Source organism: Arthrobacter sp. Dra40 (assembly GCF_059091905.1).
In genome coordinates, this window is sequence record NZ_JBNHHB010000025.1 from 37,813 (window position 1) to 60,264 (window position 22,452).

Sequence of the window (22,452 nt, forward strand, 5' to 3'; positions counted from 1 at the left end):
GAACTCTGGGCGGTGCATCAGGACCAGGGCGTGTCGGGTTTCTCCTGGGGTTTGCCGTCGACCACGAGGTCCACCTTCTCGTTGTAGAAACAGAAGAGGTCGCGGATCTTGGGATTTTCCGGGATGGGATCCGGGTAGCTCCACACCACGTCACGGACAACGTTCTCGCCGATGCGGACCGACCAGTACCGGGCCTGGCCCTTGTACGGGCAGCTGGTCACCGCGTCGCTGGCTTCCAGGAGATCCGTCCGCACGTCCTCCGCCGGCAGGTAGTAGCGCACCGGCAGATGGGTTTCAAAGAGCAGCAGCGGCCGGATGCTGTCGGCGACCTTCTCGCCATCGACGTAGATCTGGACCCGGCGCGAGCTGCGCAGCGTGTCTACCCGCTTGTAGGGATCACGGGCATGCACCAGCGCCCGTTCGTCTTCCTCGTACCATTCCAACTGGCGCCAGGAGAAGGTCAGGTGCCCTGCCAGCGCTGCCAGCTCTCCAGATGGATCGGGGTGCTCCCATGCCCCGGCGTCGGCCCGTTTGTTGCCAATGGCCACGTCCCACAGCCGCTGGCCGGCAGAGCCGGTGCGCGGATTGGCGAGCACCCCTTCCGCCACGTCCTCACGCGGCAGGTAGTACGTCGGCAGGCCCCCGGCTCCGTACTGGATGAGCAGTCTGGCGCGGGTGCTGTCCGCTACCAGGCTGCCGCCCAGCCGCACCCGGATGCGCCGGTCGGTCGGTTCGGTAAAGGATGGGGGGAATTCCATGCGGCACACGCTACTCCCATCGGGGCGCCGCGGGCAGTGCTGTCAGAATGGAGATTCCCCAGCAATCAGGAGGCTTGAGTGAGCACCGTTGAACGTCCGGCCAAGTTTTACATCGACAAGCAGACCCCGGCTGCCTACCGTGCGTTGAACGGGGTGGCCCTCAAAGTTGCGGAGGCGGCCGAGGCAGCCGGGCTGGACCGCAAACTGGTGGAATTGCTCAACCTGCGCATCTCGCAGATCAACGGCTGCGCCTATTGCCTGAACATGCACACCCGGTTGGCCCTGGGCGAGGGCGAATCCGCTCAACGGCTCTCCGTGCTTCCGTCCTGGCGGGACACGGAGGTCTTCACCGACAAGGAACGCGCCGCCTTGGCACTGGCCGAGGCGCTCACGGAACTGCCGGACCACTACAGTCAGGAGCGCGCCTATTCCGCGGCACGCGAGCAACTGACCGACGACGAGTTCTCCGCGGTCAGCTGGATCACGGTCGCGATGAACGCTTTCAACCGGGTGTCGATCGTCAGCAAGCATCCGGTTCGGCCACAGTAAGCCGCGCCTGGGCGAAGCTGCCGACGGCGGCGCACCGGGAGGCGGACGACGGCGGCGCACCGGGAGGCGGCGCGCGGTCGGCGTACCGAGGCGGCGGACGACGGCGGCGCACCGGGAGGCGGCGCGCGGTCGGCGTACCGAGGCGGCGGACGACGGCGGCGTACCGAGGCGGCGGACGGCGACGGCGCACGGTCGGCGGATGGAGGCGGACGACGGCGGGGCGTACTGAGGCGGCGGACGACGGCGGCGCACCGGGAGGCGGACGACGAGCGCAGCGCGGCGGACGGCGACGGCGACGGCGCACGGTCGGCGGATGGAGGCGGACGACGAGGGCGTACGGCCGGTCAACGGCGGACGGCGAGGTGCACGGCCGGCGGCGACGTCAGGCCTGCTCCGGCACCTGCGCGAGCGCGTCGATCTCGACCAGCACACCGGGCCGGGCAAAGCCAACCTGCACCACGGTGATCGCGGTGGGAACAGGTCCCCAGATCCCGGCGGCTGCGGCGAACCCCTCATTGGCGTCCTGTCCGGCTGCCAGGTGGATGGTCAACTTCGCCACATCCTGCGGACCGGCCCCTACCTCGTTAAGCACTGCCAACAGGTTGCGCATCGCCTGCACCGTTTGGCCGCGGAGATCGTCGCTGACCAGCTGGCCGTCGGCATCGACCCCGTTTTGGCCGCCGACAATGAGCAGCCGCCCGGGACCGTCCACGAGCACGCCCTGGGAAAAGGCCGGGCTGCGGTACAGGCCGGCCGGATTGATGTGGGTGAGAGCCATGGCATTTCCTCCGTTTTCCGGTTACCAGAGCGCTTGAGGGGCACCGCGTGCCGATGCCCAGCGGGAGGGTAACCACGGTAGGGGGTTCCCGCGCGGGGCGCCAGACCAGCCGCCGTGGCGCAGGCCACATCAGTGTTCAGCTCACTCTGTGAAAAAATAGGGCATGCGCCCCATGCAACATTCCAGCAAACTCCAGAACGTCCGCTATGAACTTCGTGGCCCGATTTTGCACGCGGCCAAGAAGATGGAAGCGGAAGGACACCGCATTCTGCGGATGAACCTCGGGGATCCGGCGCCGTTCGGGCTGGAAGCGCCGGAATCGATAGTGGTGGACATGATCCACCACCTGCGCGGCGCCCAGGGCTACAGCGATTCGAAGGGAATTTTCTCCGCCCGCACGGCCATTTCGCAGTACTACCAAACGAAGGGCCTGATGCAGATCGGCGTGGAGGACATCTTCATCGGCAACGGTGTCTCCGAGCTGATCTCCATGACGCTGCAGGCGTTCCTGGAAAACGGTGACGAGGTGTTGATCCCTGCGCCCGATTACCCGCTGTGGACCGCCTCCGTCACGCTCTCCGGCGGCAAGGCCGTGCACTACCTCTGCGACGAAGACAACCACTGGTGGCCGGACATGGCCGATGTCGAGGCCAAGATCACCGGCCGGACGCGGGCGATCGTGCTGATCAATCCGAACAATCCCACCGGCGCCGTCTACCCCCGGCATGTGCTGGAGCAGTTCGCGGCGCTGGCCCGCAAGCACAATCTGGTGCTGTTCTCGGATGAGATCTACGAGAAGATCACCTACGACGGCGCCGTCCACATCCACACGGCGTCAGTAGCGCCGGACCTGCCGGTGCTGACCTTCAGCGGCCTCTCCAAGGCCTACCGCATGCCCGGCTACCGGGCTGGCTGGGTGGCCATCACCGGGCCGCGCGCGGAGACCGCGGCCTACCGCGAATCGCTGGAGCTGCTGGCCTCGCTGCGGCTGTGCTCGAACGTGCCGGCGCAGCACGCCATCCAGACGTCGCTGGGCGGCTACCAGTCCATCGCAGACCTGGTGAAGCCCGGGGGGCGCCTGCACGAGCAGCGCGACCTGGCCTGGCGGCTGCTCAACCAGATTCCGGGCGTCAGTTGTGTCCCGGCCGCAGGGGCCATGTACCTGTTCCCCAAGCTCGATCCAGCCGTCTATCCCTTCGAGGACGACGAAAAATTCGTGCTGGATCTGCTCGAAGAGGAAAAGATCCTGGTCTCGCACGGCACAGCTTTCCACTGGCCTTCGCCCGACCACTTCCGCTTCGTGATCCTCCCGTCGGTGGAGGACATTGAAGAGGCCGTGCGCAGGATTTCATCCTTCCTGGCCATCTACCGGAAGAAGACGGCCGACGCCGCTGCTGTCGCCACCGTGTGAAAGGAACCCGAACCGCGGCGTAGTTCCGCCGCCGCACAGCGCCCGCCCCTACCTGCCGCGGGCTCCCGGTAGACATCTCCAGGGACAGGGCCTGAGATCGGCCATGGGCCCCTATCCCAGTATCCCCGCCGGCGCTAGCGTGTCCGGTATGGAGATGAAGCTCGAACTCGTTGCCGTGCCCGTTACCGACGTGGACCGTGCCAAGCAGTTCTACGTGGAGCAAGTCGGCTTCAACGCAGACCACGACCACCAGGTGAGCCCGGGGCTGCGGTTCGTGCAGCTCACGCCGCCCGGCTCCGCCTGTTCCATTGTCATCGGCGACGGCATCACGCAGATGGCTCCCGGCTCCCAGCAAGGCCTGCAGATGGTCGTTGCCGATGCCGCGGCGGCCCGGGCAGAACTGACCAGCCGTGGTGTCGCCGCCAGCGACGTGGATGTACAGCCCTGGGGCAACTTCGTTTACTTCAGCGACCCGGACGGCAACAGGTGGTCGTTGCAGCAATTGCCTCCCTGGACCTGAGAGCCTGGCAGCCAAAGATCGGGACGCAGGCGCGCGGGGGTTTCCGGCGCCTGCGCTTGGTGGACCCGAGATATTTCCCCTCCGGCGGAATAAATCAAGGCTTTCCAGCCGTTCCCTGATATGAGACTGCACTGGGACTACTGAGGGATCAGCCCGTTTGGAGCAGGAGATCAGCGGACAATCTTCAATTCCGCGCCCTGCTGCCTCCCTCCCCCGTCCCTGTTGTTGGCGCTCACCAGCGCCGGCATCCGGCGCGTTCCGTCCCAGCAGTCCCCGAAAACGTTGCCACAGCAGGATCAGCCCGCAGCCGATCCGTTGGGTATCGCACGCCCTTTACCGCTACAACACAGGAGGTCACGTATGACACCTTCCGCACCCGGTCAGTCCCCTCTGGTCAGTTCCACCCCCACCCGGATCCGTAATCTCGGCCATCTGCGCCGCGGCGATTCGGTCGAAGCCCGCATGGACAACGCCGTCCAGTACCGGGGGCGCGTCGACCGCACGGCGCCGGGCGTGGGCCTGGTCTGGATCCGCGACGATGCCGACGGCTCCCGCCGGGCCCTCAGCACGCAGGATTGCACGGTCTGGCGGTTGCCTCAGGACGGCTAGCAGACCTTCGGGCAGCCCCACCGCCTCAAAGCAACGGACGACGCCGGCACTCACCACAGTGCGCGTCGTCCGTTAGTGCGTTAAAGCGGGCTACTTGTCCGGCAGGGCGGCGCGGAGTTGAATGGGAGCCAGCGATGTGGCCGGGCCGTGCCGGGAACGGTCGGGCGATGGGAGAGCGCCATGGCTGTTTCGTTCAACCACACCATTGTTTACGCGGCGGACAAGAAAGCGTCAGCTGACTTCTTTGCGCGGATTTTCGGACTTGGTCCGCCGCAACCGATGTTTGGTTACTTCATGACCGTCCTGCTGGAGGACGGCGTGGCTCTGGACTACGCAGACGCAGATGGAAGCGTGCAGTCCCAGCATTACGCTTTCCTCGTCACCGAAGAAGAGTTCGACGGGATCCTCGCCCGCATCCAGTCCGCCGGCATCGACTATTGGGCCGACCCCGCATGCAGCCGGGCCAGGCAAATCAACCACAACGACGGCGGCCGCGGGGTCTACTTTACCGACCCGGACGGACACTTTCTGGAAGCCATCACCCGGCCCTACGGTTCCGACACCGGCTGACGCGGGCACCGCCGTCGTACGCTGGACGGAGCCGGACCGGGAGGAATGCATGAACGAACAGGTCGGGCCCCGCGGAGACGTCCGCCTGAGCGCGACGGTGAGCGGCCGTGTCCAGGGTGTTGGATTCCGCTACTGGACGCGCGACCAGGCCGAGCGGCTGGGGCTGGTCGGCCTCGCGGCAAACCGCGCGGACGGCACAGTCCAGGTAGTGGCCGAGGGCCCGCGCGATGCGGTGGAACGGCTCGCGGCGGCGCTGGAGTCCGGCCGGACGCCGGGGCGTGTGGACGGCGTCGAAACTCGCTACGCGGCGGCCGCGGGCGGGTTCGCCGGCTTCGAGGTGGGCTGACGGGCAGGACCCGTCATCCAGTTGTTGCGGCCGCGTGACCGGTTCGCGATGCAACAGACCATGCAGGATCATTGCAGGCGTTAGGTGTGACGTTTAAACTGGCCGGCCCCGCGGTATATTCACGCGGGGCCGGCACTTGGGGGATCACCGGCGCGGTAAAAAATGGGGGGTCCGCAACCGGCTAACGCTGAAATTATGCCACTGGCCGCCCGAAAACTACAGATGTGTGATTTATGTTACGGAAACCCGTAATAGTTCGCCACGGCCGCTCTGACTGGGCCAGCGGCCGTTTCCGTCACCGGATGGTCAAGAAATGCGCCCCGAAACAGGGCGCCATAACGGTTTCGGCGTGATCTTGGAACCGCCGGGTCCAGCACCCGGGAACGCCCCTATCCTGAGTGCATCAGTCACCCGATGAAAGGCGGTGTGCCATGCGCAAATTCCCCACATGGCTGTCCGTAATCCTGCTGGTTCTCGGCCTGGGCCTGGTGGCGCCCGGAACTGCCGTTGCCGCCCCCTACTGCGGCATCACCTGGGGCTCGATGGCCAAGTCCGCCCCCGGGATGACCAGCGCCCCCATCACCAACGTGCGCACCGGCCGGCACGCCTGCTACGACCGCATGGTCATCGACCTCCGCGGCGACGTGGCCGGCTATTCGGTGAGATACGGTACCGTCCGGGCCGAGGGATCCGGCCGCGTCATCCACTTGCGTGGCGGCGCCGACTTGGCCGTGGTGGTAAATGCTCCGGCCTACGACTCCGCCGGCCACGCCACCTACCGGCCCGCCAACCGGAAGGAACTGGCCAACGTCGCCGGCTACAGGACGTTCCGCCAGCTCTCCTGGGGCGGCAGCTTCGAAGGCCACACCACCATTGGCCTGGGGGTCCGCGCCCGCCTGCCGTTCCGAGTGTTCACGCTGGACGGCCCTGGCCATATGTCCCGCCTGGTGGTAGATGTGGCCCACCGTTGGTAGTCCGCTGCCAGCCGGGTCTGCCCCCGCAGGACCTGCCCGCTGGTAGGGCCCGCCGCTGACGACGGCGGTGCACGTCTTGGGTGCGGTGCGCACCTGGGGCGGGCACCGCCGTCGTTGTTTAACGCCTAGCCGGCGGCGGCCTCCAGGAAGGCCTCCGCCAGCGGACCGGCGGTTTCCGCGCCGAGGCCGCCGTCCTCCACAAACACGGCAATGGCTAGGTCGCCGTGCCCGGCGATGACCCAGGAGTGGGTGTGCGGCGGGTCCTGTGAGCCGTATTCTGCCGTTCCGGTCTTGCCGATGGCGGGCGCTCCAGGCAGGTCGGCCAAGTTGGCCAGGTAACCGTCCACCACGGCGGAGCGCATCATCGTGCGCAGCTGTTTGGCTTCCTTGGCCGTCAGTTCCGGCACATCCGGGAGCTTGGCCTTCGGATCGTGGCCGTCCACCAGCGTGGGCACTACAGGTTTGCCTTCGACCACGGCAGCCATCAGCGTGGCCAGCGCCAATGGCGAGGTCTGCACCCGGGACTGGCCGATCATCGAGGCGGCGTGCGCGGTTCCCTTGGAATCCTCGCGCGGCACGTTGCCCATGAAGGCCTCCATCCCGGGGTTGGCAGTCATGCCGATGCCGAGGGCGCCGGCGGCATCCGCGAGCTGGTCCTGGGAGAGATCCTGGTACTCGGCAATAAAGGCTGTGTTGCAGGAGTGGGCGATGGCCTCGGTCAGGGTGATCTTGCCGGTGAAGGCCGTCGGGTAGCTGTCCGCATTCTCGAAGGTGCGGCCATCCACCGCCAGTTCCGGATCGCAGGTGACGGTAGACTCCGGGGTCATGCCATTGCGCAGCAGACCCAAGGCGGTGGCGATCTTGAACGTGGAACCCGGCGCGTACCGGCCCAGGAACGCAGTGTTGTAGCCTTCGCTGTCCGGCCCGTTTGCGGCTGCGAGCACGGCACCGGTCGACGGGCGCAGCGCGACAATCGAGCTCGGCGAGTCGACGTCTGACAGGATGTCCTCGGCTGCCGCCTGCAGGTCCGGCTCCAGCGTGGTCTTCAGGTTCCCGCCGTCGGCAGGGTTTTGGTGGAACAGCTCGCGGGACGGAGCCTTGGCGCCTTCCTGCGCCGGCTGCCCCACAGCGGACACGGTGAAGCCCGGGGTGCCGGAGAGCTGGGCGTTAAAGGCCGCCTGCAGACCGGAGGACCCTACCGTCTCGCCCGCCACCACTGTGCCTTCGGACTTCTCGATGTCCTCGGCTGTGGCCTCCCTGACGGAGCCCAGCACCGGAGCGGCGAAGGTCCGGCTTGGTGCCAGCGGGATCTGGTCATCTACCGCGAGGAAGCCGTCAATACCCTCCAGCTTGCCCTGGTTGAGCTTCTCAAAGTCGCCCGCGCGCAAAGTGATGGCGTCCACGAACGCTTCCGGCCCGTAGCCGGCAACCTTTTTCACATAGTCGGCGGCGTCGATGTCCACCAGCTTGGCCAGGGCGACGGCAGAGTCCTTGGCGGCAGAGTCGGTGAGGCCGCTCTTGTTGATCCCGACAATCTTGACCGGACGGTTCTTGACGATCGCCTCGCCGCCGGCGTCGAGAATCTGGCCCCGGCGCGGCTCTTCGGTGGACAACACCAGCCGTTCGCCCTCGGACAGCGAGGATTCGAGGACAGCGGGCGACCACCGGACCTGCCAGGCATCATCGGCGAAGTGCAGGTCCGCCGTGGTGCTGTAGCTCCAGCCCGGTTCGGAGTCCGGCACCCCCCAGGCGTAGGAAAGGGTGGCCCGGAAAAGGTTCGATTCGACTTCTTCGACGCCCGCCACAGTGACTTCCGGCTGCCACGGGTCCATTCCCTCGGCCAGCACCGCCAGCTGCTCCTGCACGTGGGCTCCGGTGGTGCCCTCGAACGCCACGTCGGAGACGTCGTTGGCGGTCAGCGCTTCCGCGAGAGCCCGGGCTGTCGGATCCGGCGATTCCCGCTCCGGCGCGCAGGCAGCCACGGATACCGTCAGCAGCAGGGCCATCATGAGTACAAGTGCGCGCCGAAGCAAATCTTCTCCCGGATCCGAGGGTGTCCTGATCGAACCTATAAGCGGCCGGCAGCGATGTCGAGCCGGGCGGCACCGGACGGATGGTGCTTGAATGGGTTCCGTCGGGTCGCTGGCCAAAGGAGCCGGCGGACAAGACAGTAAGGACATCATGACTGAATCCGCTCCCCCAGCTTCCCGCCGTGCCGCGGTGGTCTGGAACCCGTCCAAAAAGTTCAACTTTGACCTATTCGCGCTGGTCGAGGGTCTGTGCGCTGACACCGGCTGGCAGCCGCCGCTCTGGCTGGAGACCACACTGGAGGATCCGGGTGCCGGGCAGGCACGCCAGGCCCAGGATGCCGGCGTCGACCTGGTGATCGCCGCCGGCGGCGACGGGACGGTGCGGCGGGTGGCCAGCCGGCTGGCGGGAACCAGCCTGCCGCTGGGCGTTATCCCCTTGGGCACCGGCAATCTGCTGGCGCGCAACCTTGACCTTCCGGTGGACGACCCGGAGACCGCCGCTGGCATCGCCTTGGCCGGCCGGGACCGGCGGATCGACGTCGTCCGGGCCACCGTGGACAGAGCGGGCGGCGACTCGGTTTTCCTGGTCATGGCCGGTCTCGGCTTCGACGCTGCTGTCATCGGCGGCACGGACGACGGCCTGAAGGACCGGATCGGTTGGCTGGCCTACGTAGAAGCGGGCCTGCGCAACCTTCCGGGCAAGCCGGTCCGCGCCACGCTCAGCATTGACGGCGGAAAGCCCATGACCTTGCGGATGCGCAGCGTGATGGGAGGCAACTGCGGCAAGATCCAGGGCGGATTCGAGATGTTCCCCGGCGCCCAGCTCGACGACGGCCTGCTGGACATCATGACCATCTCCCCGCGCGGCCGGCTGGGCTGGCTCGGTGTGCTGGCCGGACTGGCCAAACGCGGCCGGAGCGTGGACCCTTCGGTGGACTACTACCAGGGCAAAGAAGTCGAGGTCTACGCCGGCCGGCCCCAGGAGATGCAGCTGGACGGCGACCATATCGGCATGGGCTCCCGCCTCTCCATGCGCGTCGATCCGGGTGCGTTGCTGGTTCGGGTAGCGGCTGATTAGAGGAACTACGACGGCGGTGCAAGCCGCCGGGCGCACGTCCGGCAGCGTGCCGCTGCTCACAGTGCCGACACAATCCGGAACATATCTTGAGGTGGCTGTTGTTGTACGTGCTAGCGTTCAGCGTCGCCGGATACCCGCCGGCCAGCTTCCCCTCCAACATCTCAAGAGGTTCCACCATGATCCGTCGTCGTTTGTCCGTCCTCGGTGCCGCCGTCGCCGCAGCCTTGGTGCTGGCCGGCTGCGGCACTTCCTCGCAGTCCGGGTCGGAGCCGGCGACCTCCGCTGCCCCGAGCAGTCTGCAGGAGATCCAGGACGCCGGCGTGCTCACCGTGGGCACCGAGGGGACCTACCGGCCGTTCAGCTTCCACGAGAACGGCACCGGCGACCTGACCGGCTACGACGTCGAGATCGTCACCGCCGTGGCGAAAAAGCTGGGCGTGGACGTGAAGTTTGAAGAAACCCAATGGGACGCCATCTTCGCCGGGCTGGATGCCGGCCGTTTCGACGTGATCGCCAACCAGGTTTCCATCAACAAGGAGCGCCAGGCCAAGTTCGACTTCTCGGATCCCTACACGGTGAGCACCGGCGTCGTCGTCGTAAAGTCGGACAACAATGACATCGCCTCCCTGGCGGATCTGAAGGGCAAGACCACCGCCCAGTCCCTGACCAGTAATTTCTACGAACTGGCCAAGTCCGCCGGCGCCAAGGTCCAGGCCGTGGAGGGCTGGGCACAGGCGGTGACGCTGCTGGAGCAGGGCCGCGTTGACGCCACCGTCAACGACAAGCTGACCTATCTGGACTACCAGGCCACCAACCACAACAAGAACATCAAGGTCGCTGCCGAAACGGACGAAAAGACGCAGAGTGCCTTCGCCTTCAAGAAGGGCAGCGACGACCTGGTCAAGGCCGTTGATACGGCCCTTGAGGAGTTGCGGGCCGATGGCACGCTGGCCAAAATCTCCAACAAGTACTTCGGCGCGGACGTCACCAAGTAGAGGGGCTGGGTCTGAAGGGAAACGCTAACGTAGCCGTATGGACATCGACTGGGAGCTTGTCGGCAGTTCGCTCTGGCCCATTGTTCAGGGCGGGCTGACCGGCACCATCCCCCTCTCGCTGGCCAGTTTCGCCATCGGCCTGATGCTGGCCCTTGTGGTTGCCCTGATGCGGTTGAGCCGCAACCGGCTCCTGGCCGGCATCGCCCGCGCCTATGTGTCGGTGATCCGCGGCACTCCGCTGCTGGTCCAGCTGTTCGTAATCTTCTACGGCCTCCCGTCGATCGGCGTGGTCCTCGACCCGTGGCCGAGCGCGATCATCGCGTTTTCCCTGAACGTGGGCGGTTATGCGGCCGAAATCATCCGGGCCGCGATTCTGTCCGTCCCCAAGGGCCAGTGGGAAGCCGGCCACACCATTGGCATGGCCGGCACCACCACCCTGCGCCGCATCATCCTGCCGCAGGCTGCGCGCGTGTCGGTGCCGCCGCTGTCCAATACCTTCATCTCCCTGGTCAAGGACACGTCCCTCGCCTCCCTGATCCTGGTCACCGAGGCATTCCGTGCGGCGCAGGAGATTGCCGCGTTCAGCCAGAAGTTCATGCTGCTTTACATAGAGGCCGCGGTTGTCTACTGGGTGTTCTGCCTGGTGCTGTCCGCCGGGCAGTCCCGACTGGAGAAGAGGCTGGAACGCTATGTCGCCCATTGACGGCCCTGCCGCTGCCGTGTCGCAGCCCGGCGCCGCAGCCGAGCCCGTGCTCTCCGTGGAGGGGCTGCGCAAATCCTTCGCCGACAACCAGGTGCTCAAGTCCATCGACCTGTCGGTCCAGGCCGGTGGCGTGCTGGCCCTGATCGGACCGTCCGGCTCCGGCAAGACCACCGTGCTACGTTGCCTCAACGGCTTGGAAACGCCCGACGGCGGACGAGTTGCCTTTTCGGGCGGCCCAGCCGTGGACTTCGGTTCGCCGGTGAACCGGAAACAGATCGCCGCGCTGCGTGACCGCAGCGCCATGGTGTTCCAGCACTACAACCTCTTTCCGCACATGACCGTGCTGCAAAACATCATTGAGGGTCCGGTCCAGGTGCAGAAGCGGCCCAAAGCCGAAGCTGTGCGCGAGGCCAGGTCGTTGCTGGACCGCGTCGGCCTCTCCGGCAAGGAAGACCAGTATCCGCATCAGCTCTCCGGCGGGCAGCAGCAGCGGGTCGGCATCGTCCGGGCGCTGGCGCTCAAGCCCTCGCTGCTGTTGTTCGACGAGCCCACCTCGGCGCTGGACCCGGAACTGGTCGGTGATGTGCTGCATGTGATCAAGGAGCTGGCCGACGAAGGCTGGACCATGGCCCTTGTCACCCACGAACTGGCCTTCGCCCGTGAAGTGGCCAGCGAAGTGGTGTTCATGGACGGCGGCGTGGTGGTGGAACGAGGGCACCCCGAACAGGTGCTGCGCGAACCGCAGGAAGAGCGGACCCGGCAGTTCGTCCACCGGCTGCTGAACCCCTTTTAGGCTGTGGAAAAAGCGCCTAAGGCAGCGACGGACCCCGGGGCGGCAGGGGCGGAATGACCGCCGCTGGCTGTTTCCGGTTAGGGCTGGGGGCGGCCACGGCCGGGCCTGGCGCGGACAAGGCCGGGGTGGCCTCGGCCGGGCCTGGCGCGGACACGTGGGCTCCTGCCGGCTGGAGTTGGCCGGGTTGCAGTGTGCGGAACCACGCGTCGTACCGCTGGTCAGCGCGCTTCGTGGCGCGGGAAACGCCTCCTGCCAACAGCGCGAAGCCTGCGATCGAGATCAGGGCGAACAGCACCGCAAGACCCGAATACACATCTGCGTCCGAGCTGTAAAACATGCTGGTGGCATCCAGGAACGACTCCCGGACTGCCGACGCTGACATCCAGGCACTCATCACCCCTCCCGCAACGAAGAGGACGGTGCCCCACATGGTCAGGGCAGCAGCTGGCGGAATATAGCGGTAGTTCATGCTTCCCACTATCGGGCTCCCGACCTGCCCCGTTACGTCCACCCTCTTCTTGTTCGGCATGGCCGCGGCCCGGCTGCCCGCCACAAGGCCGCGGGACGGCCCGGTCCTCCCTGCGTGCGGAACGCCACGCCGCCTTAAAATTCATCTGATGTCCATTGGGATGGCAGAATGTAAAGTTCCATGCACCGTTCCGCATGGCACGATCGTTCCGACTTGACGCTGCGTTCCCGCGCTTTCTCCTCTGCGGCAGTTTCCGGTCACGAAAGGCAGAACCATGGCCACTTCCTTGGCTCCCGCGTCCTGGGCCTCCAAGTCCTTGACGGCACACACGGCTTCCGAGGCCGACGACCTCCTCAATGCCGCGGTAGAAGAGCTGCAAAAAATCGCGGCCATCGACGGCGAGTGCGGCATCCTCGTTACCCGCACCGGCCCCGGGCAGTTCACCGTGGAACTGAGCGAGGACGTGCCCTACGGCATCACGCAGGAATCCCAGCTGGCCTAAAAGTCCGGCAGCCGGCTCCCTGCACCGGCTGCCGCGCTTTTGTGACGCCAGGCCAAGCCCCGGAATGAAGCGCCGGGCGGCCCCGGTGGGATAATTTCGCCCATGGCTCCAGCTATTGCGTACCAAGGTGAACCCGGTTCGAACTCCCACATGGCGTGCCTTGAGGTGCGCCCCGGCTGGGAGGCCGTGCCGTGCGCCAGCTTTGAGGACGCCTTCGCCGCCGTCACAAGCGGCACGGCCGAACTGGCCATGATTCCCATCGATAATTCAATCGCCGGCCGGGTAGCGGACATCCACGCGCTGTTGCCCAAGTCCACCCTGCAGATCGTGGAGGAGTTTTTCCTGCCGATCCGCTTCAGCCTCCTGGGCGTACCCGGAGCGACTGTGGAGCAGGCCCGCGAGGTGCATAGCCACATTCACGCGCTGGGCCAGTGCCGTAACCTCATCCGTCGGCTTGGCTTGACGCCGGTGATCGCCGGCGACACCGCCGGTTCGGCGCGCGAGGTGGCGGAGTGGAACGACCCGACCAAGGTCTCCCTGGCGCCGCCGATGGCTGCCGAGCTCTATGGCCTGGAGGTCTTCGCGGAAGAAGTCGAGGACGATCCCACGAACACCACCCGGTTTGTGGTGCTGGCCGACCGCCGGCCCGTACCGACCCGGGAGGAGCTGCCCGGTCCGGCCGTGACCAGCTTTGTTTTCCGGGTGCGGAACGTGCCGTCGGCCCTGTACAAAGCTCTCGGTGGGTTCGCCACCAACGGGATCAACATGACCCGGCTGGAGAGCTACATGGTGGGCGGCGAGTTCGCTGCCACCGTGTTCATGGTGGATGTGGAAGGCCACCCCGAAGATCAGGCAATGGTCCACGCCTTCGAGGAACTGGACTTCTTCACCACGGAAATCCGACTGCTGGGCGTCTACCCGGCGCACCCGTTCCGCCGGCGTACGGTCCGTGCCGGCGTCGACGGATCATGACATCTTGACGAACTGTTACCGGGGTTTGACGCGGCCCCCGTCCGGCTCTTAGCGTGGAAGCGAATCAAGAGCGCCAACTGCACAGCCCTGGCTGGTTGGCCGGCAACCCTCTACCGTAGCGGGGTGCTCCAGGTGATGATTCGGCCCGCCGGGTTTGTCGGCGAGCAAGTACGCGTACTCCCCGCAGCAGCGGATGCGCCCTAGCTTCAAGGACGGCCATGTCGCTCCATTATGACCTGACACCCAATACCCTCCGCTCCGCCTTCGGCCGCTTCCCGTCGGGCATCGCCGCACTGTGCGCGATCGTCGACGGCGCGCCCCAAGGCATCGTCGCTTCTTCCTTCACGGTCGGGGTTTCGCTCGAGCCGCCGCTGGTCATGTTTGCCGTGCAGAATACGTCCCGCACCTGGCCTTTGCTCCGCGGGGCAGAACGAATCGGCGTCTCGGTGCTGGGCACGGAGCACGACGGCGTCTGCCGCCAGATCGCCTCGAAGAACGGCGACCGTTTCGCCGGCCTCAGCCTGCACAGCACCGACCCGGGAGCCCTCTTTCTGAACGACGCGGCGCTGTGGCTGGACTGCTCAGTGCACCAAGAAGTTCCGGCCGGTGATCACCACGTCGTGCTGCTGGAGGTGCACGGCTTGTCCACCCATGACGGTACTCATGAGCCGCTGGTTTTCCACGACTCCGTCTTCCGGCGGCTGAAGCAGCCCGTCCTCGTCTAGAGACCAGGTCTGGGCGCGGGAGAAGCGGAAGGCTCAGGGCAGGGGACGCCCGCGTGCCGCCACCCACAGGGCGTACCATTCCTGGCGCGTCATCGCCTCCCCGACTGCCTCTGCCTCGGCGCAGGCCCTGATCCGGTCAGGGCTGCTGGTACCCACGACAGGGCGGATGCCCGCCGGATGGCGCAGCAGCCAGCCCAGCACCACGGCTTCCAAAGTGCAGCCCTTGTCCTTGGCAAGTTCGGCGACCAGGGCTGCGGCTGAAGCGTCCGCCGCGGCGGTAGTACCGGTGCCGGCAGCCCCATCCTCCCCGGCGGTATCCTGCGGGCTCCCGGCCGCGGAGCTCCCTTGACCGCGCACCGTCTCGGTCAGGCCGGCACGCCCGCTGTAGCGGCCCTGGGCCAGGGACCCCCAGGCCTGAAGCTGCACTCCGTTGGCTGCGCAGTATTCCAGTGTGCCGTGCGGGAAGCTGATGCCCGTTCCGTCCGGATGGTTCACCAGCACGCCGGACTCCAGCCAGTCCCGCCGGTACAAACTCATCTCCAGTTGGTTCACGGCCAGCGGCTCGTCCAGCGCCGACTGCAGCCAGCGCATTTGTTCGCCTGACATATTGGAGACACCAAGACGGCCAACCTTTCCGGCCATCCGGAGTTCGTTGAAGGCCCTGGCTATCTCTTCGACCGGGGCCAGCGGGTCCGGGCGGTGAATCAGCAGTGTGTCCAGGTGGTCGACATGCAGCCGGCGCAGGGTCTCCTCGGTGCGGGCCAGGATCGCGCGGCGGGACGAGTCGTAATGTCCTGCCATACCGGGAGAGGGCAACACGATGCCGCATTTGCTCTGCAGGTAGACTAACTCCCGCAGCTCCGGACGTTCGGTTAGTACCCGCCCGAAGGCAGCCTCGGCCTTGCCGCGGGCGTAAATATCGGCGTGGTCAAAAGTTTTGATTCCGGTTTCCAGGGCCGCGTCCACGGCGGCATGCGCTGCGGCAACGTCAGCCGCTTCCAGCGGTCCGCTCCCCCAGCCACCGCCCAAACCCATGCAGCCGAAAATGAGGCGCGATCCGGCGTCGTCCATTGATGTGTCCCCTCTCTGGGCAGGGTCCCAGCGTACGACGTTCAGCCGGCACCGGTCTCTGCCCGAAGCCCTTGTGCTGCCTTGCCGACGGCAGTACGGTACTGACGCGGAGCGGGTAGCGTCCCCAGGCAACCTCGTCCCGGCCGCCTGCGCCACCCGCCGTGGAAGTTACGCCATGGCCTTTCCCCCCAGCCCCGACCAAGATCCGCGTCCAGTCCCGGGTTTGGACGTTGCCCCTGGTCCCCCGGCTCGAAGCCAGGAACCGCAGGGAACAGCTCCTACCCGGATCATCGTGGTGTTCCTGGGTCTGATGCTCGCCGTCCTGCTCGCGGCCCTGGACCAAACCATCGTGGCCACGGCGCTGCCCACGATTGTCGGAGACTTGAACGGGCTGGAACATATCTCGTGGGTGATCACCGCCTACATCCTGGCCGCGACCATCGGCCTGCCGATCTACGGCAAGCTCGGGGACCTCTTCGGGCGCAAGAGCATCTTCGTCTTCGCGATCGCTGTGTTCCTGGGCGGCTCCGTGCTCTCGGGCGTGGCCCAGGATATGACGCAGCTGATCGCGTTCCGGGCCGTGCAGGGCATTGGAGGCGGCGGGCTGATGATCGGTGCGCAGGCCATTATCGGCGACCTGGTCTCCCCGCGCGAACGCGGCAAGTACATGGGCTTGATTGGCGCCGCCTTCGGACTCGCCTCGGTCAGCGGACCACTGCTGGGCGGATTCATCACCGATTACTGGAGCTGGCGCTGGGTTTTCTACATCAACCTGCCGCTGGGGGCCGTCGCACTGGTGGTCATCATCTCCACCCTGCACTTGCACAAACCCACCGGTCCCCGGCCAAAACTGGACTACCTGGGAACCTTGCTGCTGGCGATCGCGAGTGCCGCGGTCATCCTCTTCACCAGCTGGGGCGGGACCACTTACGCCTGGGACAGCCCGGTGATCATCGCCCTCGGAGCCATCGCCGTCGTCGCGGCGGTTCTGTTCGCGCTGGCCGAGCGCCGGGCGCAGGAACCGGTGCTGCCGCTGCGGCTCTTCCGCAACCGGGACTTTACCCTGCCGACTCTGATGGGCGTGGCGGTGGGCATGGCGATGTTCTCCGCGATCGCCTATTTGCCTACCTTCCTGCAGATGGTCAACGGCGCCACTGCCACCGAGTCCGGTTTGATGATGATTCCAATGACAGCAGGCATGGTCGGCGCTACTACCGCCACGGGCCAACTGGTGTCCCGGACCGGCCGGTACAAGATCTTCCCGATCCTCGGCACCGTGCTGATCGCGGCCGGGCTGATCCTCCTCTCGAGGATCTCCGATACGACCCCCTACGCCTTCACCGCTACAGGAATGCTGGTTATGGGCCTGGGGCTGGGCTGCATCATGCAGAACCTGGTCCTCATCGTGCAAAACAGCGTCAGGCGCCGGGATATGGGCACGGCCACCTCGACCACCAACTACTTCCGCCAAATCGGCGCCACTTTCGGCATCTCGCTCTTCGGCGCCATCTTTATCAGCCGATTGACGGAACAGTTTACGACGGCGCCGCCCCAGTTGCTGGCAGCGCTCGGTTCCGGCGGCGGCCAGCATTTCAGTTCGCTCAACCCCGCGCTGCTCGCCTCGCTTCCCGGTCCCGCCCGGGAGTTCATTGCGAATGCCTTTGCCCAGGCGCTGCCGCCCATCTTCCTCTTCGCGGTGCCCATTGTGCTCGCGGCACTGGTGTTGGCCTGCTTCGTCCAGGAGATCCCGCTCTCTGAAACCATTGGTGACGCGGGCGAGCCGGCCCGGCGAGACTGACCCACGCTGCAGATACGGACGCCGAAGAGCTCGCCTAGCGGGTGTAGCGGCGGAGGAACTCCACGCTGCGCTCCAGCCCCTGCCAGGCTGCTTCCAGATCCAGGTTGAACTGGAACTGGTGCCCGAGTCCGGCATCCGTCTCGGGAAAGAAGGCCTCCACCGTGGCGCCCTTCAACGTCAGGGCTTCAACGAGGCCCAGCGAGTGCGGCAGCAGCGGGTCGGCGTTGCCCGCGGAGACGAAAGCCGGCGGGAAGTTGGCGCTCACGTGCCGGGCAACCGAAGCCAGGGCAAAATACGGCCGTTCCAGGTAGTCCTTGGCACCGGTGTAGGACCACAGCACGGTGCGCAGGTAGTTCTGGTTCCCGGTTTGGCCCGCGCCGGCCAGCGACAGATCGTAGGCGCCGCAATGCAGCAGCACGGCGCGCAGCCGGTCCGGCGCGGTGGGCGAGGCGATCCCCAGCTTCCTGGCATAGTCCGGGTCCGTGACGACCAACGCCAACTGCGCCGCGATCTGCGCGCCTGCCGAGTCACCGGCCAGTACAATCCGCTCGGTATCGATGTGCAGCCGCCCGGCGTTGTGCTCCAGATAGCGCAGCGCGGCGGCGCTCTGGCGCACCGGTGCCGGGTACCGGCGCGTGTGGGCCAGTGAATAGTCCACACCCACGGTAGTGAAACCGTAAGAGGCCAGGATCCGCAGGTAATTGGCGACGTAGTTCTTGGTGCCGGAGATCCAGGCGCCGCCGTGAATCCAGACGATCGTTGGCAGGCGCAGTGACTCCTTTGCCGCCTCGTCCGGGAAGAACACGTCGAGGTTGGTGTGCCCGTGGTTGCTCAAGTACTCCTGGTCCAGCACCTCGCCGATGCCGTCGGGGACGTGGCGGGCCATGGCGCGGGCGGTGTGCCGGCCGTCCCGGTCGGACATCACCCGCAGCAACACGGCCAGCGGCCGGGGGCTGTAGCGTAGCCAAAAAACCAAGCCACCGGCAAGCGCCGCCGGGACCGCGGCGATCACGGCAACTACTGCCAGTGCGCGGCGGAAACGAACCTGCATGGATGCCTCCTGATCGGCCGTAGTGAACCAATCGTGAGCCTGCGTTGGCTTCGGGGCAAGACCCGGTCTCAGGTTGTCGGCGGGGAGCGCCGGCGGCCGTCAGCCGAGGGCAACCACCAGGCTCAGCACCGCCAGCACCAAGGCCACCGGCGTCATGGTCCACCGCTCGGGTTTGCTGCGCGAGATGGCGTTCATGATCACGCCAAGGAACAGATAGGCGGTCAGGACCCACGCCAGGATCAGCGACGCAGCCTCCGGCAAGGCGTCGAGTATCCCGGCCCGGTTCAGGATGACGAACACGAAAAAGGCGTACAGGACAACTGAGACGGCGCTTCCGATGCGCAGGTTTGCCGGCAGGGCGCGGTGGCTGCCTCCCCACGCGAACCGGCCCAGCGGCAGCCCTGCCGCCAGGAGGATCTGGAAGACTGCCAGCAGGGAGAAGACAACGCACGCGGCTAGGGCGGCAACATCGGTCACGAGGTGCAGTGTAGCCGTGCGGCGCCGCACCGCCGTGAGTCCGGCATGGGCGGCGTGTCCTGCGTCAGCGGCTGGTGACCTTGCCGGTCAGCGAGGCGCCGGCGTGTCCTGCGTCAGCGGCTGGTGACCTTGCCGGTCAGCGAGGCGATCGGCCGTAGGAAGATCGGCCGGGCCAGGAACCAGGCCGCCACCGTCACCGCGATGGAGGCGGCGAAGATCCAGAAGCCGGTCCAGCCGCCGTCGTCCGTCGCCGCATACATGTGGTTGAGGTTGCGCAAGGCGCCGGTGGCCAGCACCAGGGTCACGTGAACGATGATGAACAGCACGAAGTACACCATCACCGGGAAGTGGATGGCCCGGGCCGCCTCAATCGGGAAGTACTTGTTCACCGCGGCCCGCTTGGGCCACGCTGCCGACGTGCGCAGACCGGAGATGATGGCCAGCGGAGCCGCAATGAAGACGGTCGCGAAATAGGTCAGCAGCTGCAGCGCGTTGTAGTTCACCCAACCGTTTTCCAGCGGCCAGTCCAGCGAGGCGTACTGCAGCACGGCGGAAAGCGCATTCGGGAAAATGTCCCAGCTGGTGGGCACAATCCGCATCCAGTGGCCGGTGGCGAAGATCAGCACCATGAACACAATGCCGTTCAGCACCCACAGGGCATCCAGTGTGAGGTGGAACCAGAGGTTCAGCGTGATCTTGGTCGGCTTGTTCTTGGTTTTCACCAGGCCCTTGTTGTTCCGGGTCCAGTACGCCGGCGAGCGGGCGCCGGTGCGCACCTGCAGCCCGGTGCGGATGATCAGCACAATCAGGAAGAAGTTCAGGAAATGCTGCCAGCCCAGCCAGGCGGGCAAACCCACCGGTGCGGACTCGGGCAGCTCAGAGCGGCCCGGATACGCGGTCAGGAAGTCCTGGACACCCGGCAGCGTCCGCAGCCATTTGGCCAGCACCACCAACAGCAGGAGCACGACGACGGCGCCGGCCACTGCTGCTGTGATCTTCAGCCACGTCTTCCGCGTGCTTCCGGACGGTTTCGTCGAAGTGGACATCGCCAGCTTTCCTCGTTCCCTGCTTCCCGTACCTACCGGGCTTCGTGATTCAAGGTACCCCGGCCGCGCAGCATCATGCCACAAGGCCCGCCAAGCCGCCGGTGCCGTGCCGCCGCCGGGCGCTAATGGCCCCCCTGCGGCATCCATTTCATGCAGTAGCGCAGGTTGGCGGTGACGGTCTGGACCGCGGCTTCTTCGTCGCCCGCCGCGATGGCTTCCACCAAATCCTCATGCCCGGCGCGCAGACAGCCATCGAAGCCGTCACGCAGGCGCTGGGCCATCTTGGCTCCGTGGAACACGTCGCCGAAACTGCTGTAGAGCTCGTGCAGCAACGGATTGCCGGAGGCCGCTGCCACCGCCAGGTGGAAGTCCCAGTCCGCGGCGATCCAGCCTTCCAGATCCTGCTCCGCCCAAGCCCGCGTGCGCCTGCCCAGCATTGTCCGCAGTGCCTCCAGGGCGCCGCCGTCCGTAGGCTGCATCGACTGCACCGCCAGCCGTGCGGCCTGGGTGTCCAGGGCGAAGCGGACCTGCAGCACGTCCTCGTCGTCGTACTCGCGGTAGGCGCGGCGCGCGGTGCCGCTGATTTCGCTGGTGGCGCGCACGTACGTGCCGTCGCCGCGGCGGACCTCCAGCATGCCGGCGTGGGCCAGGGCCTTGACTGCTTCGCGCAGGGTTCCGCGCGAAACTCCCAGACTCGCCATCAGTTCCGGCTCCGGAGGGATCCGGCCGCCCAAGGGCCATCGTCCAGCCGCGATGGCCTCCCGCAGCCGAGTGGTGACTTCCTCCGCCAGCGGCAGGCGGTGCAAGGGCCCTGCGCTCATCCCAGCGGTCACGCCCGCGGCTCCCGCACCAGGCCGCTGACCCCGTGGGCCAGCAGCAGCTGCAGCACCGCGCCGGCCACCAGGAGCGCCATGGGGACGGTCCAGCCGGCCAGTGCGTCGTGCAGCAGGCCGAGGCCGAACGGTCCGAAGGCGGCGAAGAGGTAGCCCACCGATTGCGCCAGCGTGGAGAGCGCGGTGGTCTCAGCAGCGCCGGAGCCGCTGCGGCTGATGACCAGCATCAGCAGCGGGAAAACACCGAACCCCAGGCCGATCAGGACGGCCGGAAGCACGGCGAGGTCGGCAGGCAGCACCAGCAGCGTGAGATAGCCGGCCAGCGAGGCCGCGCAGGTGAGCATGAAGGCCGGCCGCAGCAGGCCGGGCCGGGCGGCCATCGTCAGTAGGAGGACGACGGCGGGAATGGACACCAACTGGACCAGCGCGAGCATTTGCCCGGCCGCGGCCGGATCCAGTCCGTCGGAGATCAGCATGTAGGGCAGCCAGCCCATCACGGTGTAGACGAGCAGGGCCTGGATGGTGAACAGCCCGGTAAGCAGCAATCCCTTGCGGGTGCGCAGCAGCGGCCACGGCGACAGGTGGCCGCGCCGTCCCGCCACCGGGCGGTTTCGGCCGGCCAGGGCCATGGGCAGAAACACTGCCAGTCCGAGCACGGCGAGCAACGACCAGGCGGCCAGCGCGAGCGGAGGCGAGTCCAGCTGCATGGCCAGCGGGACGCTGACGGCAGCGGCCGTGGTGGCACCGATGGACATGGAGATGGTGTAGGCGCCGGTCATCGTGGACGGGCGGTGGGCGAAGTATTTGCGGATGAACGTCGGCATCGCCACATTGCAGACCGCCAGACCGGACATGGACACTACCGTGCCGGCCAACAGCATTCCGACGGATTCGATCCCCCGCAATCCGAGCCCTGCGATGAGCAGCGCCAGGGCGAGCGCGATCGCCCGTTCCAGTCCCATCCGGCTGCTCAGCCAGGAGGTCGCTGCCCCGGCCACCGCGAAGCACAGGACCGGCACGGTGGGCAGCAGTGCCGCGACGAGCGGCCCGTAACCCAACAGCTGCTGCAGGTCGTGGAACAGCGCCGACGCACTGGCAATGCCGGCCCGGAGGTTCAGCCCAATGAGTACGACGGCGGCCACCGCCGCGGCCGTGAACCAGCGCCGGTGGGCGGCAGGAATCGGGAGCGGGCCGGGATCCTGAACATCCAGCTCCGGAACCAGCGCCTCAGCGAACTCGGCCCCGTCGCGGTCCAGGTGTGCGGGCTGCGCGCTTCCTGCGGCTTTTGCCGTCGGGTCTGAAGTCATCCCTAAACATTAGACGTTTGATGTTTGCCAACCCAAGCCAGCCTCGGTTTCCCTGGCTTAGCGGCCCGCCGCAGCGCCAGCAAACCA

25 protein-coding genes and 1 riboswitch are annotated in these 22,452 nt (G+C 66.7%); of the genes, 15 read left to right on the plus strand and 10 right to left on the minus strand.

From position 1 onward, the window contains the following. Positions 1-17: 17 nt before the first annotated feature. Complete coding sequence (locus AC5RWT_RS13260) at positions 18-758, minus strand: DUF427 domain-containing protein (protein WP_494080589.1); 741 nt, start codon at positions 756-758, stop codon at positions 18-20. Between the two features lie 78 nt (positions 759-836). Here AC5RWT_RS13260 and AC5RWT_RS13265 point away from each other — a divergent pair, with 78 nt between their 5' ends. Further along, positions 837-1,307, plus strand: coding sequence for a carboxymuconolactone decarboxylase family protein (locus tag AC5RWT_RS13265; protein WP_494080590.1), 471 nt, complete (start codon positions 837-839; stop codon positions 1,305-1,307). A gap of 382 nt (positions 1,308-1,689) precedes the next feature. Here AC5RWT_RS13265 and AC5RWT_RS13270 read toward each other — a convergent pair whose 3' ends face one another. After that, positions 1,690-2,085, minus strand: coding sequence for a RidA family protein (locus AC5RWT_RS13270; RefSeq protein WP_494080591.1), 396 nt, complete (start codon positions 2,083-2,085; stop codon positions 1,690-1,692). 163 nt (positions 2,086-2,248) lie between these two features. Here AC5RWT_RS13270 and AC5RWT_RS13275 point away from each other — a divergent pair, with 163 nt between their 5' ends. The 6 genes from AC5RWT_RS13275 (at position 2,249) to AC5RWT_RS13300 (ending at position 6,515) form a co-directional block, all read left to right on the plus strand. After that, positions 2,249-3,496 (plus strand): pyridoxal phosphate-dependent aminotransferase, encoded by a 1,248-nt coding sequence (locus AC5RWT_RS13275; protein WP_494080592.1) that lies wholly within the window; start codon positions 2,249-2,251, stop codon positions 3,494-3,496. Between the two features lie 148 nt (positions 3,497-3,644). Further along, complete coding sequence (locus tag AC5RWT_RS13280) at positions 3,645-4,016, plus strand: glyoxalase superfamily protein (protein ID WP_494080593.1); 372 nt, start codon at positions 3,645-3,647, stop codon at positions 4,014-4,016. A 360-nt stretch (positions 4,017-4,376) separates the two neighbouring features. Continuing rightward, on the plus strand, positions 4,377-4,625 hold the full coding sequence (locus AC5RWT_RS13285; protein ID WP_494080594.1) for a hypothetical protein: 249 nt from the start codon (positions 4,377-4,379) through the stop codon (positions 4,623-4,625). A gap of 180 nt (positions 4,626-4,805) precedes the next feature. Continuing rightward, the gene (locus AC5RWT_RS13290) at positions 4,806-5,195 is read left to right on the plus strand and encodes a VOC family protein (protein ID WP_494080595.1); all 390 of its coding nucleotides are present in this window, start codon (positions 4,806-4,808) and stop codon (positions 5,193-5,195) included. 49 nt (positions 5,196-5,244) lie between these two features. Next, positions 5,245-5,541: an acylphosphatase gene (locus AC5RWT_RS13295; protein ID WP_494080596.1), complete on the plus strand. Its 297-nt coding sequence runs from the start codon at positions 5,245-5,247 to the stop codon at positions 5,539-5,541. A 431-nt stretch (positions 5,542-5,972) separates the two neighbouring features. Then, entirely contained in the window at positions 5,973-6,515 is a 543-nt protein-coding gene (locus AC5RWT_RS13300; protein WP_493966866.1) for an AMIN-like domain-containing (lipo)protein, read from the plus strand. 125 nt (positions 6,516-6,640) lie between these two features. On the opposite strand, the gene AC5RWT_RS13305 is transcribed toward AC5RWT_RS13300, so the two are convergent. Continuing rightward, positions 6,641-8,524, minus strand: a complete 1,884-nt coding sequence (locus tag AC5RWT_RS13305) for a penicillin-binding transpeptidase domain-containing protein (protein WP_494080597.1) — start codon at positions 8,522-8,524, stop codon at positions 6,641-6,643. A 172-nt stretch (positions 8,525-8,696) separates the two neighbouring features. Here AC5RWT_RS13305 and AC5RWT_RS13310 point away from each other — a divergent pair, with 172 nt between their 5' ends. The 4 genes from AC5RWT_RS13310 (at position 8,697) to AC5RWT_RS13325 (ending at position 12,114) form a co-directional block, all read left to right on the plus strand. Then, on the plus strand, positions 8,697-9,623 hold the full coding sequence (locus AC5RWT_RS13310) for a diacylglycerol/lipid kinase family protein (protein WP_494080598.1): 927 nt from the start codon (positions 8,697-8,699) through the stop codon (positions 9,621-9,623). 176 nt (positions 9,624-9,799) lie between these two features. Beyond that, positions 9,800-10,618, plus strand: a complete 819-nt coding sequence (locus AC5RWT_RS13315; RefSeq protein WP_494080619.1) for an amino acid ABC transporter substrate-binding protein — start codon at positions 9,800-9,802, stop codon at positions 10,616-10,618. 43 nt (positions 10,619-10,661) lie between these two features. Then, positions 10,662-11,321 carry an amino acid ABC transporter permease gene (locus AC5RWT_RS13320; RefSeq protein ID WP_494080620.1) on the plus strand — a complete coding sequence of 220 codons (660 nt, stop codon included), beginning with the start codon at positions 10,662-10,664 and terminating at the stop codon, positions 11,319-11,321. Next, on the plus strand, positions 11,308-12,114 hold the full coding sequence (locus AC5RWT_RS13325; protein ID WP_494080599.1) for an amino acid ABC transporter ATP-binding protein: 807 nt from the start codon (positions 11,308-11,310) through the stop codon (positions 12,112-12,114). Before AC5RWT_RS13320 ends, AC5RWT_RS13325 begins: the two co-directional genes overlap by 14 nt. Before the next feature lie 16 nt (positions 12,115-12,130). On the opposite strand, the gene AC5RWT_RS13330 is transcribed toward AC5RWT_RS13325, so the two are convergent. Further along, positions 12,131-12,583, minus strand: coding sequence for a hypothetical protein (locus AC5RWT_RS13330; RefSeq protein WP_494080600.1), 453 nt, complete (start codon positions 12,581-12,583; stop codon positions 12,131-12,133). 274 nt (positions 12,584-12,857) lie between these two features. Between AC5RWT_RS13330 and AC5RWT_RS13335 the strand changes: the two genes are divergently transcribed. From AC5RWT_RS13335 to AC5RWT_RS13345, 3 genes are all read left to right on the plus strand, one after another. Next, positions 12,858-13,085 (plus strand): hypothetical protein, encoded by a 228-nt coding sequence (locus AC5RWT_RS13335; RefSeq protein ID WP_494080601.1) that lies wholly within the window; start codon positions 12,858-12,860, stop codon positions 13,083-13,085. Positions 13,086-13,187: 102 nt separating this feature from the next. Continuing rightward, entirely contained in the window at positions 13,188-14,057 is an 870-nt protein-coding gene (locus AC5RWT_RS13340) for a prephenate dehydratase (RefSeq protein WP_494080602.1), read from the plus strand. A gap of 62 nt (positions 14,058-14,119) precedes the next feature. Continuing rightward, positions 14,120-14,234, plus strand: a riboswitch (SAM riboswitch). A gap of 41 nt (positions 14,235-14,275) precedes the next feature. Then, a complete protein-coding gene (locus tag AC5RWT_RS13345; protein ID WP_494080603.1) occupies positions 14,276-14,782 on the plus strand; it encodes a flavin reductase family protein in 507 nt (168 codons plus the stop codon). Positions 14,783-14,815: 33 nt separating this feature from the next. Here AC5RWT_RS13345 and AC5RWT_RS13350 read toward each other — a convergent pair whose 3' ends face one another. Further along, complete coding sequence (locus tag AC5RWT_RS13350; protein ID WP_494080604.1) at positions 14,816-15,853, minus strand: aldo/keto reductase; 1,038 nt, start codon at positions 15,851-15,853, stop codon at positions 14,816-14,818. A 223-nt stretch (positions 15,854-16,076) separates the two neighbouring features. On the opposite strand from AC5RWT_RS13350, the gene AC5RWT_RS13355 reads away from it, so the two are divergent. Further along, positions 16,077-17,651 (plus strand): MDR family MFS transporter, encoded by a 1,575-nt coding sequence (locus AC5RWT_RS13355; protein ID WP_494080605.1) that lies wholly within the window; start codon positions 16,077-16,079, stop codon positions 17,649-17,651. A gap of 34 nt (positions 17,652-17,685) precedes the next feature. Here the strand turns inward: AC5RWT_RS13355 and AC5RWT_RS13360 are convergent, their stop codons facing one another. From AC5RWT_RS13360 to AC5RWT_RS13380, 5 genes are all read right to left on the minus strand, one after another. Then, positions 17,686-18,702, minus strand: coding sequence for an alpha/beta hydrolase (locus AC5RWT_RS13360; RefSeq protein ID WP_494080606.1), 1,017 nt, complete (start codon positions 18,700-18,702; stop codon positions 17,686-17,688). A 99-nt stretch (positions 18,703-18,801) separates the two neighbouring features. Continuing rightward, positions 18,802-19,179 carry a hypothetical protein gene (locus AC5RWT_RS13365; RefSeq protein ID WP_494080607.1) on the minus strand — a complete coding sequence of 126 codons (378 nt, stop codon included), beginning with the start codon at positions 19,177-19,179 and terminating at the stop codon, positions 18,802-18,804. A gap of 113 nt (positions 19,180-19,292) precedes the next feature. Further along, positions 19,293-20,225, minus strand: coding sequence for a cytochrome b/b6 domain-containing protein (locus tag AC5RWT_RS13370; RefSeq protein ID WP_494080608.1), 933 nt, complete (start codon positions 20,223-20,225; stop codon positions 19,293-19,295). A 122-nt stretch (positions 20,226-20,347) separates the two neighbouring features. After that, positions 20,348-21,046 (minus strand): FadR/GntR family transcriptional regulator, encoded by a 699-nt coding sequence (locus tag AC5RWT_RS13375; protein ID WP_494080609.1) that lies wholly within the window; start codon positions 21,044-21,046, stop codon positions 20,348-20,350. 8 nt (positions 21,047-21,054) lie between these two features. After that, positions 21,055-22,365: an MFS transporter gene (locus AC5RWT_RS13380; RefSeq protein ID WP_494080610.1), complete on the minus strand. Its 1,311-nt coding sequence runs from the start codon at positions 22,363-22,365 to the stop codon at positions 21,055-21,057. Positions 22,366-22,452 lie beyond the last annotated feature (87 nt).